At 65.5% G+C, this 14,502-nt stretch carries 16 protein-coding genes and 1 pseudogene; 10 read left to right on the top strand and 7 right to left on the bottom strand.

Features of this window, described 5'->3' with window-relative positions:
• Positions 1 to 184: 184 nt before the first annotated feature.
• Positions 185 to 1,915: a GMC family oxidoreductase gene (locus FUT88_RS23120; RefSeq protein ID WP_147218722.1), complete on the bottom strand. Its 1,731-nt coding sequence runs from the start codon at positions 1,913 to 1,915 to the stop codon at positions 185 to 187.
• A gap of 352 nt (positions 1,916 to 2,267) precedes the next feature.
• Here FUT88_RS23120 and FUT88_RS23115 point away from each other — a divergent pair, with 352 nt between their 5' ends.
• Together FUT88_RS23115 and FUT88_RS23110 are read left to right on the top strand one after the other, a co-directional pair.
• Positions 2,268 to 3,692, top strand: a complete 1,425-nt coding sequence (locus FUT88_RS23115) for a coniferyl aldehyde dehydrogenase (protein WP_261797269.1) — start codon at positions 2,268 to 2,270, stop codon at positions 3,690 to 3,692.
• Between the two features lie 58 nt (positions 3,693 to 3,750).
• The gene (locus tag FUT88_RS23110) at positions 3,751 to 4,635 is read left to right on the top strand and encodes a LysR family transcriptional regulator (RefSeq protein ID WP_147218721.1); all 885 of its coding nucleotides are present in this window, start codon (positions 3,751 to 3,753) and stop codon (positions 4,633 to 4,635) included.
• Positions 4,636 to 4,649: 14 nt separating this feature from the next.
• Here the strand turns inward: FUT88_RS23110 and FUT88_RS23105 are convergent, their stop codons facing one another.
• Positions 4,650 to 5,306 carry a VOC family protein gene (locus tag FUT88_RS23105; RefSeq protein ID WP_261797268.1) on the bottom strand — a complete coding sequence of 219 codons (657 nt, stop codon included), beginning with the start codon at positions 5,304 to 5,306 and terminating at the stop codon, positions 4,650 to 4,652.
• 117 nt (positions 5,307 to 5,423) lie between these two features.
• Complete coding sequence (locus FUT88_RS23100) at positions 5,424 to 5,708, bottom strand: hypothetical protein (RefSeq protein ID WP_147218717.1); 285 nt, start codon at positions 5,706 to 5,708, stop codon at positions 5,424 to 5,426.
• Between the two features lie 470 nt (positions 5,709 to 6,178).
• Between FUT88_RS23100 and FUT88_RS27095 the strand changes: the two are divergent.
• Both FUT88_RS27095 and FUT88_RS23090 read left to right on the top strand, forming a co-directional pair.
• Positions 6,179 to 6,298: pseudogene (locus tag FUT88_RS27095) on the top strand (transcriptional regulator); the annotation flags it as partial.
• 105 nt (positions 6,299 to 6,403) lie between these two features.
• Positions 6,404 to 7,057 carry a hypothetical protein gene (locus FUT88_RS23090; protein ID WP_147218715.1) on the top strand — a complete coding sequence of 218 codons (654 nt, stop codon included), beginning with the start codon at positions 6,404 to 6,406 and terminating at the stop codon, positions 7,055 to 7,057.
• Between the two features lie 63 nt (positions 7,058 to 7,120).
• On the opposite strand, the gene FUT88_RS23085 is transcribed toward FUT88_RS23090, so the two are convergent.
• Both FUT88_RS23085 and FUT88_RS23080 read right to left on the bottom strand, forming a co-directional pair.
• A complete protein-coding gene (locus FUT88_RS23085) occupies positions 7,121 to 7,339 on the bottom strand; it encodes a hypothetical protein (RefSeq protein WP_147218714.1) in 219 nt (72 codons plus the stop codon).
• Between the two features lie 108 nt (positions 7,340 to 7,447).
• Positions 7,448 to 7,891, bottom strand: a complete 444-nt coding sequence (locus FUT88_RS23080) for an acyl-CoA thioesterase (protein ID WP_147218713.1) — start codon at positions 7,889 to 7,891, stop codon at positions 7,448 to 7,450.
• A gap of 184 nt (positions 7,892 to 8,075) precedes the next feature.
• On the opposite strand from FUT88_RS23080, the gene FUT88_RS23075 reads away from it, so the two are divergent.
• Positions 8,076 to 8,510 (top strand): universal stress protein, encoded by a 435-nt coding sequence (locus FUT88_RS23075; protein ID WP_147218711.1) that lies wholly within the window; start codon positions 8,076 to 8,078, stop codon positions 8,508 to 8,510.
• A gap of 40 nt (positions 8,511 to 8,550) precedes the next feature.
• Here FUT88_RS23075 and FUT88_RS23070 read toward each other — a convergent pair whose 3' ends face one another.
• On the bottom strand, positions 8,551 to 9,348 hold the full coding sequence (locus FUT88_RS23070) for an IclR family transcriptional regulator (protein WP_147218709.1): 798 nt from the start codon (positions 9,346 to 9,348) through the stop codon (positions 8,551 to 8,553).
• Positions 9,349 to 9,542: 194 nt separating this feature from the next.
• Between FUT88_RS23070 and FUT88_RS23065 the strand changes: the two genes are divergently transcribed.
• From FUT88_RS23065 to FUT88_RS23045, 5 genes are all read left to right on the top strand, one after another.
• Positions 9,543 to 10,307, top strand: coding sequence for an ABC transporter substrate-binding protein (locus FUT88_RS23065; RefSeq protein WP_147218707.1), 765 nt, complete (start codon positions 9,543 to 9,545; stop codon positions 10,305 to 10,307).
• A gap of 20 nt (positions 10,308 to 10,327) precedes the next feature.
• Positions 10,328 to 10,999: an ectoine/hydroxyectoine ABC transporter permease subunit EhuD gene (gene ehuD / locus FUT88_RS23060; RefSeq protein WP_147218705.1), complete on the top strand. Its 672-nt coding sequence runs from the start codon at positions 10,328 to 10,330 to the stop codon at positions 10,997 to 10,999.
• Positions 11,000 to 11,001: 2 nt separating this feature from the next.
• Positions 11,002 to 11,763 carry an amino acid ABC transporter ATP-binding protein gene (locus FUT88_RS23055; protein ID WP_147218723.1) on the top strand — a complete coding sequence of 254 codons (762 nt, stop codon included), beginning with the start codon at positions 11,002 to 11,004 and terminating at the stop codon, positions 11,761 to 11,763.
• The gene (locus tag FUT88_RS23050; protein ID WP_147218703.1) at positions 11,760 to 13,070 is read left to right on the top strand and encodes an NAD(P)/FAD-dependent oxidoreductase; all 1,311 of its coding nucleotides are present in this window, start codon (positions 11,760 to 11,762) and stop codon (positions 13,068 to 13,070) included. Before FUT88_RS23055 ends, FUT88_RS23050 begins: the two co-directional genes overlap by 4 nt.
• Positions 13,071 to 13,143: 73 nt before the next feature.
• Positions 13,144 to 13,533: a hypothetical protein gene (locus FUT88_RS23045; RefSeq protein WP_147218701.1), complete on the top strand. Its 390-nt coding sequence runs from the start codon at positions 13,144 to 13,146 to the stop codon at positions 13,531 to 13,533.
• Between the two features lie 72 nt (positions 13,534 to 13,605).
• On the opposite strand, the gene FUT88_RS23040 is transcribed toward FUT88_RS23045, so the two are convergent.
• Positions 13,606 to 14,469, bottom strand: coding sequence for a DMT family transporter (locus FUT88_RS23040; protein ID WP_147218699.1), 864 nt, complete (start codon positions 14,467 to 14,469; stop codon positions 13,606 to 13,608).
• Between the last annotated feature and the right edge of the window lie 33 nt (positions 14,470 to 14,502).

Here is a 14,502-nt window from a genome sequence, read left to right as displayed (position 1 = left end):
CCGAGATGGCGACTTCCCCTCGAATTTATGTCGCAGAGAGGGGAAGGGAAAAACTCGCTGCGCTCAGACAGTTTCCCTTCCTTTTTCCTCTCTGCAACAGAAATTCAAGGCGCCATCTAGGGCTCCAACGGCCACACCATCGGTGTGCGGAGGGCGGCGGTGCGGTTCGTCGCCCTGGTCGTTTTTAGTGCACTTCCGCGGGCGCGGCTTGCGCGGGGATGCTGCTCACCACATTCAGCGTCGGGCGTCCGCCTTGGCGCATTAGGTCGGCGGCGCGCTCGGCAATCATGATGATTGGGGCGTTGGTGTTGCCGCCAATCAGCGTCGGCATGACGGAGCCGTCGATCACGCGCAGGCCTGTCAGGCCGCGCACGCGCAGTTCGGGGTCGACCACGGCCATGCCATCGTCGGCGCTGCCCATCTTGCAGGTGCCGACGGGGTGGTAGATGGTGTCGGCGTGCTGGCGGATGAGCGCGCGCACGGCTTCGTCGTCGGAGCCGTCGCCGCGGACGTTTCCGGAATACAGCTCCCGCCCGCCGAGGTCGGCCAGCGGACGCTGCGCGAAGATGCTCTTCACGGCGCGGAAGCCGGCGAGCATGCCGGCCATGTCCTCGGGGTCAGACAGGAACTTTGGATCGATCAGTGGGGCGTCGCGCGTGTCGGCGGAGGCCAGGCGCACTTCGCCGCGGCTCTTCGGGCGCAGCACGCAGACGTGGCACGAATAGCCGTGGCCGTAGTTGAACGTGCGGTTGTGGTTGTCAGCCATGGCGACCACGAAGTGCAGTTGCAGATCGGGATCGGCCAGATCGGGCCGGCTCTTGATGAAGCCGCCGGCTTCGGCAAAGTTGGTCGCCAGCATGCCGCGACGCTCGCGCCGGTAGCGCAGGATCTGGCCCAGCATATGCGCGCTGCCGCGCGCGGAATAGCCGATCAGATCCAGGTTGAAGACTTTCTTGTGCAGGATGATGTCGAGATGATCCTGCAGGTTCTGGCCGACGCCGGGCAGGTCGTGCAAGACCGGAATGCCGAGCGAGCGCAGATGCTCCGCCGGGCCCACGCCAGAAGCCATGAGCAATTGCGGCGAGCCGAACGCGCCCGATGAGACGATCACCTCGCGGCGCGCGCGCAGCGTTTCTGTGCGGCCCGCACGCTCCACCACCACGCCCGCCGCGCGCTTGCCTTCAAAGACGATGCGCAGGGCCTGCGTGTCGGGCGTCACCGTGAGCTGGCGGCGGTTGCGGCTGAGCGTGGCGTCGGCCTTGTCGCCGCCATGCAGGTAGGCGCGCGCGGCGTTCCAGCGCTCGCCGTTGTATTGCGTGACCTGGTACAGGCCGACGCCCTCCTGCTCGGGGCCGTTGAAATCGTTGTTGCGCCGGTAGCCTGCGGCCACGCCGGCCTCCACAAAGCGTTGTGCGATGGGGTTGCCGGTGCGCAGGTCGCTCACGTGCAGCGGGCCGGTGCCGCCGTGCAGCGCGTCGTCGTCGCGGCCGGCAAAACGCTCGTTGCCTTCGGAGCGCTTGAAGTAGGGCAGCACATCGCTCCAGCTCCAGCCGGTGCAGCCCAGCGCCGCCCAGTGGTTGTAGTCGCTCGGCGTGCCGCGGATGTAGATCATCGCGTTGAGCGACGAACTGCCGCCCAGCCCCCGCCCGCGCGGCTGATAACCCTGGCGGCCGCCCAGCCCGGCTTGCGGCACGGTCTGGAACCCATAGTTGCGCTTGTTCTTGAACGGCAGCGACGCCGCGCACCCGGCGGGCACCCAGACTGACAGGTGGTGATCGTGCGGGCCGGCTTCGAGCAGCGCGACGGTCACGTCCGGGTCTTCGGTCAACCGGCTGGCGAGCGCGCAACCGGCGGAACCGGCGCCGACGATGACGTAATCGAAGGTGAGGGCCGAGGTGAGCAAATCGGTGGCCATGGATGTCTCCGGATGGGTTTTTTATTGGGCGAGCGACGCCGCCGGCTGTTTGCCGGTCACGAACTCACATCCTAGGCGCCATGGGTTGTTTCAAACGGCCGGGCTTACCCGCATTAGAGGCATCGTTCGATGTCACGCAGCAATCCAGCGCGCCGCCGCCCACAAACCCTTGTCCGGGTAGCGATGGCGGGATGCTGCAATGCAGCAATTCCGCGCTGGCACACGGTTGCGTGGGCCTCGGCAAGCCTGGCATGCGGCACACGGCAGAGCCGTATCAGCCCGTCGCAGAAGCGCGTGGCGACCATACTGCTTTGCAATTGCACCGATCCGCCGACCCTGTCAGGAGCCCCCCATGCAACCTGCCGACCTGCCCGCCCCGCACATGCTGCGCATGCAGCAGACCTTCGAGGCCATGCGCGCCGCGCACCAGGCCGACATGCTGCCCGCGTGGGCCCCGCGCCGAGACCGCCTGATGCGTCTCAAGCGCCTTGTCATGGACAACCGCGAGGCCATCGCCCAGGCGGTCAGCGCAGACTTCGGCAATCGCTCGCGGCAGGAAACCGAGTTGCTGGAGATCTTCCCGAGCGTAGACGGCATCAAGCACGCGCTGTCGCACGGCAAGCGCTGGATGCGCGTGCAGCGACGCGGCGTGAGCCTATGGTTCCGGCCGGCCAGCACGCGACTGATTCCGCAGCCGCTGGGCGTGGCGGGCATCGTCGTGCCGTGGAACTACCCGATCTACCTGACCATCGGGCCGCTGGTCTCCGCACTGGCGGCGGGCAACCGGGCGATGGTCAAGCTGTCGGAATACACGCCGCGCTTTTCCGCCCTGTTTGCCGACCTGGTCGAGCGCAGCTTTGCCGCCGACGAAGTGCGCGTCATCAATGGCGATGCGGCGGTGGCCGAGGCCTTCTCGCGGCTGCCGTTCGACCACCTGCTGTTCACCGGCTCCACCAACGTCGGCCATCACGTCATGCGTGCGGCCGCCGACAACCTCACGCCCGTCACGCTCGAGCTGGGCGGCAAATCGCCCACGCTGATCGGGCCGGATGCGGACTTTGACCGCGCGGTGGAGCGCACGCTGGTGGGCAAGCTGCTCAACGCCGGGCAGACCTGCGTGGCGCCCGACTACGTGCTGCTGCCGGCCGGCACCGAGCAGCGCTTCATCGATTCAGCCCGCAAGCTGGTCGGCAAGATGTACCCCGACATGGCGCGCAACCGCGACTACACAACGCTCATCAGCCCGCGCCACTTCCAGCGCATGGCCAGCCTGGCCGACGAGGCACGCGAGCAGGGCGCGCAGGTCCTGCCGCTCGCCAACGTTGCGCCCGACGACGCCACGCGCCTGTTCCCGCCCGCGCTCATCACCGGCGGCACCGACGACATGCGCGTCATGCAGGAAGAGATCTTCGGCCCGCTGCTGCCGCTGGTGCCGTATCGCACGCTGGACGAGGCAATCGACTACATCAACGCGCGCCCGCGCCCGCTGGCGCTGTACGTGTTCGAGCGCAGCAACAGCACCATCGACCGCGTGATGAGCAGCACCATTGCCGGCGGCGTCTGCATCAACGAAACCCTGCTGCACGTGGCGCAAGACGACCTGCCCTTTGGCGGCGTGGGGCCGAGCGGCATGGGCGCGTACCACGGCATCCACGGGTTCGAGCGGTTCTCGAAGATGAAGCCGGTGTTCAGGCAGGCCCGGCTGAACGGGCTGAGCCTGTTCCGCGCGCCGTACGGCAAGACGTTCGAGACGATGATGAAGCTCTTGGTGGGCTGACAAGTCATTAGCAGCGATGAGGTTTTTGCGGCCAAGCATTAGCTTCTAGAATGCAGCGATGGCCAAGAACCTCGACATCACCCTCGTCCGCACCTTCATTGCCGTGGCGGAAAACGCCAGCATGACGGTGGCGGCCAACGCGCTGCACCTCACGCAGGGCGCCATCAGCCAGCAGATCAAGCGGCTCGAAGACGCCTTCGAATGCCGCCTGTTCGAACGCGACGGCCGGCGGCTCGAACTCACCCACGCGGGTGAACGGTTCCTCGGCCGCGCCAAACGCCTGCTCGCCCTCAACGACGAAATCTGGGCCGACATGGCGGCGCGCCCGCTGCAGGGGCCGGTGCGCCTGGGCGTGCCTTACGACCTGGTCGGCACCGTTTTCCCGCCGATCTTCAAGGCGTTTACCGAAGCGTGGCCGTCGGTGGAATTGACCATCGTCTGCGGCACCTCGCCCGAGCTGGCGGAGGGCATTGCGCGCGGCGAGCTGGACGTCGCCGTGGTCGAAGCGCCGGTGGATGAAGCCACGGGCGAATGCCTGTGCGTGGAGCGGCTGGTGTGGGTCGGCCCGCGCGGCGGCAACGTGCATGCAAAGCGCCCGCTGCCGCTGTCGATGGTGGATGAAAGCTGCGCCTTCCGCACCCGCGTGCTCAAGGCGCTGGGCGAGCACGGCATCGAATGGCGCACGGTGTTCGAGAGCGGCAACATTGAAGCGACCACCGCCACGGTCCGCTCCGGGCTGGCCGTCACGGCATGGCTGACGCCGACGGTGCCGGCGGACCTCGACATCCTCGGGCCCGAAGCCGGCCTGCCCGAACTGCCGATGTTTGCGATCAGCCTGCTGCTGCCGGCGCAAGGCGCGAGTGCGGCCGCGCTGGCGTTGGCGCAGTGCGTGCGCGACGGGTTCTCAACGCGGCAACGTGTGGCGGAGCGGCGCGCCGCCTGACCCCTGGCCAGCGGTTACAGCCCGCCGCCTTCGATCTGCACGCGCCCCTTCGGCGTATTGAGCACGAGCGTCAATCCCGGCCGCTCTGCATCGGTCAATTCGACAGATCGGTTCTCCGCGCCCGCAGCCTCCCAGCCGAGCCGATGCAGCCTCTCGCGGATGGACGCCATCTCTGGATGCGCGAGTTGGAATCGGGTCAAACGCAGCCCCACATCCTGCATCGTGTCGACGGGGCTTTGGCCGCCCGCCCAGTCGATGAGTGCGGGCCAGCATCCGTCCAATTCCGCTTCACCGTCTCTGCGGTGAAAGAAGTGCCATCGCAAATCGCCACGCGTGACTTCAAGCAACTCGTGCTGCAGTGATTCGCTCACGTTGCGCCCCAGATCAGGAACGCTCGCGACCCATCCGAACAACCGGGGCGCCTCTTCCAATGTGCCTTCCCGCATCAGGCGGTCCAGCGCAAACCAGCGTGCTCTGTTGGGCGGCGCGGCCTCCGGATCGATGGCGATGAACTCCAGAAAGACGCCGGGCGCAATCCGCGTGACAAGGTTGTGTGTGCCCATCAAGGGATGCTTGCCGCCAGCAGGCAGTGACACGCCAAACCGCTGCAAGGCATACGCCTGCGCCTGCTCAAGCGATTGCGCGACAAAGGCAATGTGATCGAGCTTCAAGATGGCCCCCGCTGTATCCGTCTCAAATGTGAGGGCCCAGCATGCCACAGCGCCTTCCACGACGTTGCAGCGTGGTACCGGCATCCCCGCCCGTCTCGGGAATGCGTCTGCCTGTTGTTATGCGGCGGTGACCTGCCGTCGCTCGATGGCGGCCAATACCTCCCACGTGCGCGGGTCCACCTCGCTCCCCCCGAGCGACATCGACAGATACGCGTCGAGGGCATCGATAAAGCCCTTCACGAAGGCCTGCGGATACGCGTGTTCCGAGAAGTACGTGAGCTGCTCGCGCAGCATGCCCAGCCGCCGCTGGCCATGGGTCTGCATGTCAGCGCGCGTGCGGCACAGAAATGCGCGCGCCGAGATCGCACCGTTCAGGTAGAGGCGGTTGTTGGTCAAAGACATGCGGCACCTCCCGGTTGTGTGGGAAGCCTGCAGCGCCAAGGTGGAGGGGAGGGATAAGACGCGGGGCGATGCCCGCTGAGTGCGGTAGCCATGTGGCCTCCTGGAGTGGATTGGAGGAGACCCGGTCCTCGCTGCGAACGAGGGTGGCGGGCCTGACGACAGGGTTCGCAGACCGGCCCACTCCAGCTCGCCGGCAGACCCGAAGGTCTCCCTGCCCGGCCCGCCGCAAAAAACATAGGCGTGCGCAAGCACCGGACATGAAAACGCCGCTCGGAAGCGGCTGTCCGTCTGGAGGGAAATGGGCTGCGAAACCCGGTCACCGCAAAGGCGGTGACGGTGGGGATTATAGGTGCCGAAGTTCAACTGTGGCGCCCCAAAGCGTCCAGTCGAGGCCGATTCCTATAGTGACCGTCTACAGCAGCGGCTAAGTTCATGTCCGATTTCTGCTCGGCTGGCCTATGGAGATTGGAATGACTAAAACGCGATTCAAGAGCGACGCATCTGAGGCTATTTACAGCACAGCATCCGATTTACATCGCGCCGGTCTCATCGATGGAAAGACCCTGCGCGAATACCATGAGCTGTGTGTCGGGCCCGTACGGAAGCCCACTGACAATGCGGATGACTCGTCACCGCCGGACTGCGAAACCCCCGCTAAGAGCGATTGATTTTGCAAATCCGGTTTCGGAGAATGTGTGCGATTTCTCTTTGGCGTTTCAATAGAGTTCCCCCCACCAAAAAGCGGCACGATGCTGAAAGCAATCTGGACAATGCTGCCCCGCAAGCGGGTTACGACAACGGCCGAAGCACCGGAGAACAACCATGTTCGGCACGTGGCAGCGGCCTTCCATAACCGCGAGGAATTTCAGCGACGGGCTGCGGCGGCCGCATTGGTACTTGGCAGCAATACGATTGACACGCTCGTTGGTCTATTGCGCAGTGAACATACGCCCCCTGATGCACTGGCACCTCAATTCGCTGGGCTTGGTGCTTGGCTAACCGCGCGTCAGTTCGCCATCTTCGAGGTTTTCTACCACTTCGGTGCGCCTGCCGTTCCTACCCTGCTGAGTGTTATCCGCGGGGGGTACGACTGGACGCAGGGCAACGCCATCGAAATACTGTGCAGGCTCTATGCAAAGGGCGCTGCACCGGCATCAGCGTTTGAATTGCTGAAGGAAACGATTCCGTCGATGCGCGAGGAGGCGTTGATTTATGCCGCCGGCCCGCTGCACATGCTCCGGCAGCAGGACACAACGCTCAGCGACGTTCTGGAAGAGCTTTTGGAGATACCCCAGTTTTCCGACGCGTACCAATACAGGGTGACGGGCACGTGGCCATCGGCTGAGTAGCACCAAAAAACAAAAACCCGGCCAAACGGCGGGGTCCCCAAATCCTTTTGAGCCTGCAAGCAATCAAGCCTGCGGCGCAGCCCCATCTTCCGCAGCGACCTCGCCATCGGCCTTGGCTTCATCCTTCTTTTCGAGCATCTCTTCCAGCGCGCCCGCGCCCTTGAAACCGGCGACGGCGGCGACAGCCTTGGTCAGCAGGCCGGCATCCGGATCGACTTTCTCGGCGGCTTCAACGGCGGCGACGGCGCCGGCGATCTTGCCCACTTCATCCAACAGTCCCATGGTCACCTCCGCGTGATTGAACGGGAGAGCCATCTTGCTCCCGGCACGGGGCGCAAGTGCAAGCAAAGTTAAAAATTTTCGAGGGCGTTCGTTTGCGTACGCCGTGCATCACTCCGCTTCTGCGCCGGCAGGGGCTGCGGTGAGCGCAGCCAGGCGCTGGCGAGCGCTGTCGGTAATCGGACTCGACTGGCGCGTCGCCACGTCGATCTGCACGATCACCGATTGCGATGTCGCGGCGCATTGGCCGTTCTGGAAGATGGCCTGCTCGAGCTTGACCGAGCTGCGCCCGACGCTCGCCACACGCGTGCCGATCTGCACGGAGCCCGGCCAGAGAATTTCGTTGCGGAAGTCGAGCACGAGCTGCGCGATGACGAACTCGCAGCCGGGCGCGGCCAGCGGGTTGTCGGGCGTGAAGAGCATTTCCACGCGGCCGGTCTCTAGGTACGTGGCGAAGACGGCGTTGTTGATGTGGCCCTGGCGGTCGGTGTCGCCGTAGCGAAGCTTGTCGGTCGAGTGCAGGGGGTAATCGGAAAGGGATGGCGTGATCGTCATGTGGGGCGCGCAGTCTGGATCAATCTGCGCATTCTGCCTGCCTTCCTGTGCAAGTGCTGACAGCGCGACCGCACCATGGCGTTTCCGTTGACTCGTATCAACGCGCCGTTTTCAGCAGCGCTTACGTTGGAAGCAGATACCGGCCGCGCACAAGGTGCGGCCGCAGACATGGCAAGGAGGCCACATGAAAACCCTGGTACTGGCGACGGACGGATCGACCTATTCCGATGCGGCAGCGCGGTGCATTGCCGGCAAGACCCTCTTCGGCAGCGACGTGACGGTGCACGTTGTGCATTGCATGCCGGACCTCTCTGGCGACATCAAATCGCTCGTCGGCAAGGCAGAGGTGGACGCGTGGTACGCGGAGGAAAGCACCGGCGCCATGGCTTCGGTCTGTTCGATCCTGGGTGCCGCCGGCGTGCCGTTCGAGCAGCACGCACTGGTGGGTTTTCCACCGGATCGCATCGTGCACCACGCGCAAAGTGCGGGGGCGGCGGCCATCGTCATGGGCTCGCACGGGCGCGGCGTATTCGTCGAAGCGCTGATGGGCTCAGTGGCGGGCCGGGTGCTTGCCCATGCCGAATGCCCGGTAGTGCTGGTGAAGGCGCCCAAGGCTTGATGGTGGCGGCGCGGTCGCAGCGAATCTCTGCCGCCCGCCGTTACCCCAGGGCCCGCACCGACGTGCTGATGGCCCGCGCGCATTGCAGCAGCGCGGGGCCCAGCTTCGCTTCCATCTCTTCCGCCGTCCATCGGCCGGTGGGCGCAACAAGGTGGATGGCGCCCAGCGGCCGCCCATTGCTGCTGACGACCGGCGCGGCAATCGTCATGTCGCCGAGGAACAGTTCTTCGCAGTTGGTGGCGTAGCCGCGCTGGCGCGCCTGGCGCAGCGTTTCCATGATGGCCGCCACGTCGGTGCGCGTGTGCATGGTGTGCGCCACGCGCTGCGAACTTTCGACGATGGCCTGCGCTTCGGGCATCGGCAACGCGCTCAGGTAAGCGCGGCCAGACGCGGTGCAATACATCGGGATGCGGGCGCCGATGGGCATGTGCACCGGCACGAAATGCGCGCTCACGAAGCGTGCGACATACACCATCTCGTCCTGATCGGGCTCGGTGAGGCACGAGGTTTCGGTGGTCATCTTGGTGAGTTCGGCCAGGAACGGATTGGCCACGTCGATCAGCGTATCGGCGGCCAGGTAATTGAAGCCGATCTTCATCACCGCGGGGGTGAGCTGGTAGCGCCGCGTCTGGGGATGCTTGCGCAGGTAACCGAGCTGCTCGAGCGTGTAGACCATGCGCTGCGCCGAGCTTTTGTTGATGCCGGCGGCGGCGGCCACGTCGGCAATCGTCATCGTGCGGCGCTGCGCGTTGAAGGCGCCGAGCACGGCCAGCCCTTTCTCCAGCGACTGGTTGAACAGCAGGTCGGGGGCGTCGGCAGGTTCAGCGGCGTCGGTCATGACAAGTGGCGGCTCAGTGACAAATCAACGGACAAAGAATCGCATATCGATTCACATACGTCGATTAGTGGTTTTCCATAGTTATTTATCGATTCGTTACGTTCGAATATTGGCACAACCATTGCATTACGTTGAGCCAGTCCCCGTGCATGCGCGTTCGGGGTGCATCTTTTTCCGTTGCCTGGAGGATTGCCATGTCTGTTGTCACCACCTTCCGTCGCGCTGCACTGGCGTTGTGCATGCTCGGCACCGCATCGTTTGCCTGGGCGCAGGGTGCGCCGGCCACCTACAACGTCGGTGCCACGGCCACGGGCGTGCCGTTCACGTTTCTGGACGTCAAGACAAATTCCATCCAGGGGATGATGGTCGACACCGTGACGGCCGTGGGCAAGGCCGGCGGCTTCAACGTGAACGTGCAGCAGACGGTGTTCTCGGCGCTGATTCCGTCGCTCACGTCGAACAAGATCGACATCATCTCGGCGGCGATGCTCAAGACGCCGGCCCGTGCGCAGGTGGTGGATTTCTCCGACCCGGTCTACTCGTACGGCGAAGGCCTGATCGTCAAGGCTGACGATGCCAAGAACTACGCCACGCTTGATGATCTGAAAGGCGAGGTGGTGGGCGCGCAGGTCGGCACGGTGTTCCTCGACATGCTCAACAAGAAGGGCATCTTCAAGGAAGTGCGCAGCTACGACTCGGTGGCCGACATGACGCGCGACCTGGCGCTGGGCCGTATCAAGGCCGGCCTGGGCGACCAGCCGATCATCGCGTACCAGATCCGCCAGAACGCCTTCCAGGGCGTAAAGCTGGCTGCCGGCTACAAACCCGCCAACGTGGGTGATGTATGCCTGGTGGTGCGCAAGGGCGATACCGAAACGCTCAACCGCCTCAACAAGGCCATCGCCAAGATCAAGGCCGACGGCACGCTGGATGCCATCGTGAAGAAGTGGGGCATCTGATTCCCGACGGGTGATGCGCCATGAGTGTTGCAACGTTTCTTGAGAACGCGCAGGACTTTCTCCCGATCCTGCTGAAGGGGGCGGTGGTCACGGTAGAGGTGACCGTGCTGTCGTTCCTGCTCAGCAGCGTGATCGGCCTGGGGCTCGCGCTGATGCGCCTGTCGCCCGTCAAGGCCGTGTCTGCGGCCGGGGCGACGATCGTCAACATCATTCGGGGGCTGCCGATCATCGTGCAGCTCTTCTACATCTACTTCGTGCTGCCGGACATCGGCATTCAGCTCACCGCGTTTCAGGCGGGCGTGATCGGGCTGGGCATTGCGTATTCGGCGTATCAGGCCGAGAACTTCCGCGCCGGCATCGAAGCGGTCGACCCCGGCCAGCGTGAAGCGGCGCAAGCGATGGGCATGCGCGGCGCGCTGATCATGCGGCGCGTGATCCTGCCGCAGGCGTTTCGCATTGCGCTGCCGCCGTACGGCAACACGCTGGTGATGATGCTCAAGGATTCGTCGCTGGTGTCCACCATCACGGTGGCGGAAATGACGCGTGCGGGGCAGCTCATCGCCTCATCCACGTTCCAGAACATGACGGTCTACACGCTGGTCGCGCTGCTCTATCTGGTGATGAGCCTGCCGCTGGTGTTCGGCCTGCGCAAGCTGGAACACCGCATGGGTGCGGGGAGGGCCAAACGATGAGCATGATCGAGATCCGTGATCTGCAGAAACACTTTGGCGACCATCACGTGCTGCGCGGCGTGAGCTTGCACGTGAACAAGGGCGAGGTTGTCTGCCTGATCGGCCCGTCGGGCTCGGGCAAATCGACGGTCCTGCGCTGCATCAACGGGCTGGAGTCGTACGACGGCGGCGAGATCCGCGCCTTTGGCGAACGCGTCGATCAACACAGCAAAACGATCCACACGCTGCGCAGCCGCATGGGCATGGTGTTCCAGCGCTTCAACCTGTTCCCGCATCGCAGCGTGCTGGAAAACGTGATGGAAGGCCCGGTCTACGTGAAGGGCGAGCGCCCCGAAGCTGCGCGAACGAAAGCAATGGCGCTGCTGGAGAAAGTGGGCCTGGCCGCCAAGGCAGAGGCGTATCCGGCGCAGCTTTCCGGCGGCCAGCAACAGCGTGTGGCGATTGCCCGCGCACTGGCGATGGAGCCCGAGGCGATGCTATTTGACGAGCCCACGTCTGCGCTCGACCCCGAACTCGTCGGCGACGTACTGGAGGTGATGCGCGCACTCGCCCGCGAAGGCATGACGATGATCGTCGTCACGCACGAGATGGGTTTTGCGCGTGAGGTGGCAGACCGCGTGTGCTTCCTGCACAGCGGCACCATCGTCGAAGAAGGCCCAGCCGCGCAGGTCCTGGGCGCCCCGCGCCAGCCGCGCACGCAGGACTTTTTGCGCCGCGTGCTGCACAAGCCCGCCGATGCTCCCGCCGGAGACCTCGCGCCATGACGCAGCCGCAACTCGACATGGCTGCGGGCGGCGAGCCGCTGCCGCCCTCGCTATGGGCAGCGACGGCGCCTGCTGCACCGCCTACACCGCCGTTGATGGAATCGATCAGCACCGACGTGCTCGTCATCGGTGGCGGATACACGGGACTGTCCACCGCGCTGCATCTGGCCGAGCGCGGCACGCAGGTCACCGTGCTCGAAGCCAACGATCCGGGCTGGGGCGCTTCCGGGCGCAACGGCGGACAGGTCAACCCGACGCTCAAGCACGACCCCGATGAACTGGTGAGCCTGCTGGGCGCCGCGCGTGCCGAACCGTTGATCGACACCGTCTCGCGCTCCGCCGACCTGGTGTTCGACCTGATCGACCGGCACCGCATCGACTGCCAGCCCGTGCGTGCCGGGTGGCTGCAGCTTTCCTATTCGGACAAGGCCGTGCCGGCGCTGCACGCCCGCGCACGGCAATGGGAGAAGCGCGGCGTGCCGGTGGAAATGCTGGACCGCGCCGCCGTCGCGCAACGTGTCGGCACCGAGGCGTTTGCCGGCGCATGGCTCGACGGCCGCGCAGGCGCCATCCAGCCGATGGCGTATGCACGCGGCCTGGTGCGGGCCGCGCAGAATGCCGGTGCCGCCGTGCATGGCCGCACGGCCGTCACCGCGCTGGAGCGGCAAGGCACGCAGTGGATTGCCACCACCAGCACGGGCGCAACGGTGCGTGCGCAGCGCGTGGTGATCGCCACCAACGGCTACACCGGTCCGCTCTGGCCGGGCCTGGCGCAGACGGTGCTTTCGGCCAACAGCTTCATCGTCGCCACCAAGCCGCTCAAGACGGCTGAAGCCGAGCGCATTCTGGCGCGCGGCGAAACGGCTTCCACATCGCAACGGCTGCTGCTGTATTTCCGCAAAGACGCAGCCGGGCGCCTGCTGATGGGTGGACGCGGCTTCTTTTCCGAGCCGCGCGACGCGCAGGATTTTGCACACCTCGAACGCTCACTGGAGCTGCTCTTTCCACAACTCGGCCCGCTGGAATACGAATACCGCTGGGCCGGCCGCATCGCCATCACGCGCGATTTCATGCCGCACATTCACGAGCCGGCGCCGGGCATCACGATGGCGCTGGGCTGCAATGGGCGCGGCATCGCGTTGTGCACCAGCCTCGGCCAGCAGATTGCCGCGCGGCTGGCGGGCAGTGGCGAGGCGTTTCCGTACCCCGTATCGCCCATCACGCCGATCCCGCTGCATGGCCTGCAGCGCTTCTACATTGCGGCGGGCGTGGCCTGGTACAGCCTGCTCGACAAGCTGGGCGGCTGAGCACAGCGACACCCCAGGCCGGTGCGGCATGGTCTAGGATGAAGGCTCCTTTTCGTCACATCCTGGGGGACCCATGTCGCATCGCCGCCGTCTTGCGCTCGCTTGTGCGGGCGCCGCGCTGTTTGCTGCCGCCACGCCGTCGTTCGCCTATTTCCGCAACGTGCTGGCCAGCACCATCATCGGCTCGATGAGCCCGACGGAGTTGAAGTCGTTCACCAAGGCCATCGGCGATGCGCTGAAGAGCACCGCCGACAACACGCCGGCGCAATGGACCTCGCCGGCCAGAGGCAAGCAGGCCGCCGTCGACGCGACCATCACACCGCTGGAATCGAAGACGGACGCCGGCCAGCCGTGCCGCCGTCTGCAGAGCGAACTGACGCGCGGCAGCAGCAAGGAGCAGTGGACGGCGTGGCTGTGCAAGCAGCCCAGCGGCGAATGGAAGTTGCGGCAGCTGGCGCAGTAAGGCAACGGCCACCGGGCGGTTTGTAGCGGGGAGCGAGCCGCCCAGATCCAGCGGCTCGCCCGGCGGCGGCGCTCAGCGGATCGCCCGAAACGCCACCGCCAACCCCAGCAGAATCATCGCCATCCCCGCCATCGCGAGGAGCGCCAGGCGATGGCCGAGCACAAGGTCATCCAGCAGCGCCGTCACCACCGGCACGAGGTAGAACAGGCTCGTCACGTTGACGAGATTGCCGCGCTGCATGAGCCGGTAGAACAGCAACTGCGCTCCCACTGACATCACCACGCCCATCCAGAGCAAGGCGGTGATACCAGGCAGGCTTGGCGCGAGCGCCAGCGATTGCGCAGGCAGCGCGAAAGCAAACGCCGCACACATCAGGAGGCTCACCGCGTTCTGCAGCGGCAGCGTATCGATGGGCGACTGGTTCAGCCGCTTCTGGCCGATGGCGCCGACCGTCATGCACAACAGCGCGGCCAGCGCATAGCCGAGACCGGCCATCGGCACCTGATGCGCATCGGCGCCGCCCACCACCAGCGAAAGGCCGCCCAGCGCGAGGACGAGGCCGGCCATCCGCGGTGCGGACCAGGTACGTTCAGTCACGAGCAGCGTCAGCAGCGGCTGCACGCCGAGCACCGTGGCCAGTAGCCCGGGCGTGAGGCCGCGGTCCAGCGCGAGCAGATAGCAGATCGAATAGCCGCCGGTCAGCAAGGCACCGGTGGCGGCGACCTTCAGCCGTGAGCCCGGCGCCGGCCACCACTGCCTGCGCCGGAGCCCGAGGCCCGCCAGCACCAAAGACGCGAGCGCAAAGCGCCCGACCAGAAACGCGAACGCCGGGACATGCTGCACCCCGATCTCCGCAAAGATTGCACCGCTGCTCCACAGCAGCACGAATAGAACCGTCGCGCCGGACCCTGCCAGCGCGGCTTGCATGGAACGCATTCCACTCACCTGTCGAAAAGAGATGTCGGGTTC

Source organism: Ralstonia sp. TCR112 (genome assembly GCF_007997035.1).
GTDB classification, from domain to species: domain Bacteria; phylum Pseudomonadota; class Gammaproteobacteria; order Burkholderiales; family Burkholderiaceae; genus Ralstonia; species Ralstonia edaphi.
The sequence above is the reverse complement of the archived record's forward strand: the minus strand, read 5'-3'. Positions and strand labels throughout refer to the sequence as shown.

Coding starts and splice junctions, on each gene's coding strand:
- FUT88_RS23110 (WP_147218721.1), top strand. CDS start 3,751: ATGGCCAAGAACCTCGACATCACCCTCGTCCGCACCTTCATTGCCGTG.
- ehuD (WP_147218705.1), top strand. CDS start 10,328: ATGAGTGTTGCAACGTTTCTTGAGAACGCGCAGGACTTTCTCCCGATC.
- FUT88_RS23040 (WP_147218699.1), bottom strand. CDS start 14,469: ATGCGTTCCATGCAAGCCGCGCTGGCAGGGTCCGGCGCGACGGTTCTA.
- FUT88_RS23045 (WP_147218701.1), top strand. CDS start 13,144: ATGTCGCATCGCCGCCGTCTTGCGCTCGCTTGTGCGGGCGCCGCGCTG.
- FUT88_RS23085 (WP_147218714.1), bottom strand. CDS start 7,339: ATGGGACTGTTGGATGAAGTGGGCAAGATCGCCGGCGCCGTCGCCGCC.
- FUT88_RS23055 (WP_147218723.1), top strand. CDS start 11,002: ATGATCGAGATCCGTGATCTGCAGAAACACTTTGGCGACCATCACGTG.
- FUT88_RS23070 (WP_147218709.1), bottom strand. CDS start 9,348: ATGACCGACGCCGCTGAACCTGCCGACGCCCCCGACCTGCTGTTCAAC.
- FUT88_RS23050 (WP_147218703.1), top strand. CDS start 11,760: ATGACGCAGCCGCAACTCGACATGGCTGCGGGCGGCGAGCCGCTGCCG.
- FUT88_RS23065 (WP_147218707.1), top strand. CDS start 9,543: ATGTCTGTTGTCACCACCTTCCGTCGCGCTGCACTGGCGTTGTGCATG.
- FUT88_RS23080 (WP_147218713.1), bottom strand. CDS start 7,891: ATGACGATCACGCCATCCCTTTCCGATTACCCCCTGCACTCGACCGAC.
- FUT88_RS23100 (WP_147218717.1), bottom strand. CDS start 5,708: ATGTCTTTGACCAACAACCGCCTCTACCTGAACGGTGCGATCTCGGCG.
- FUT88_RS23120 (WP_147218722.1), bottom strand. CDS start 1,915: ATGGCCACCGATTTGCTCACCTCGGCCCTCACCTTCGATTACGTCATC.
- FUT88_RS23075 (WP_147218711.1), top strand. CDS start 8,076: ATGAAAACCCTGGTACTGGCGACGGACGGATCGACCTATTCCGATGCG.
- FUT88_RS23115 (WP_261797269.1), top strand. CDS start 2,268: ATGCAACCTGCCGACCTGCCCGCCCCGCACATGCTGCGCATGCAGCAG.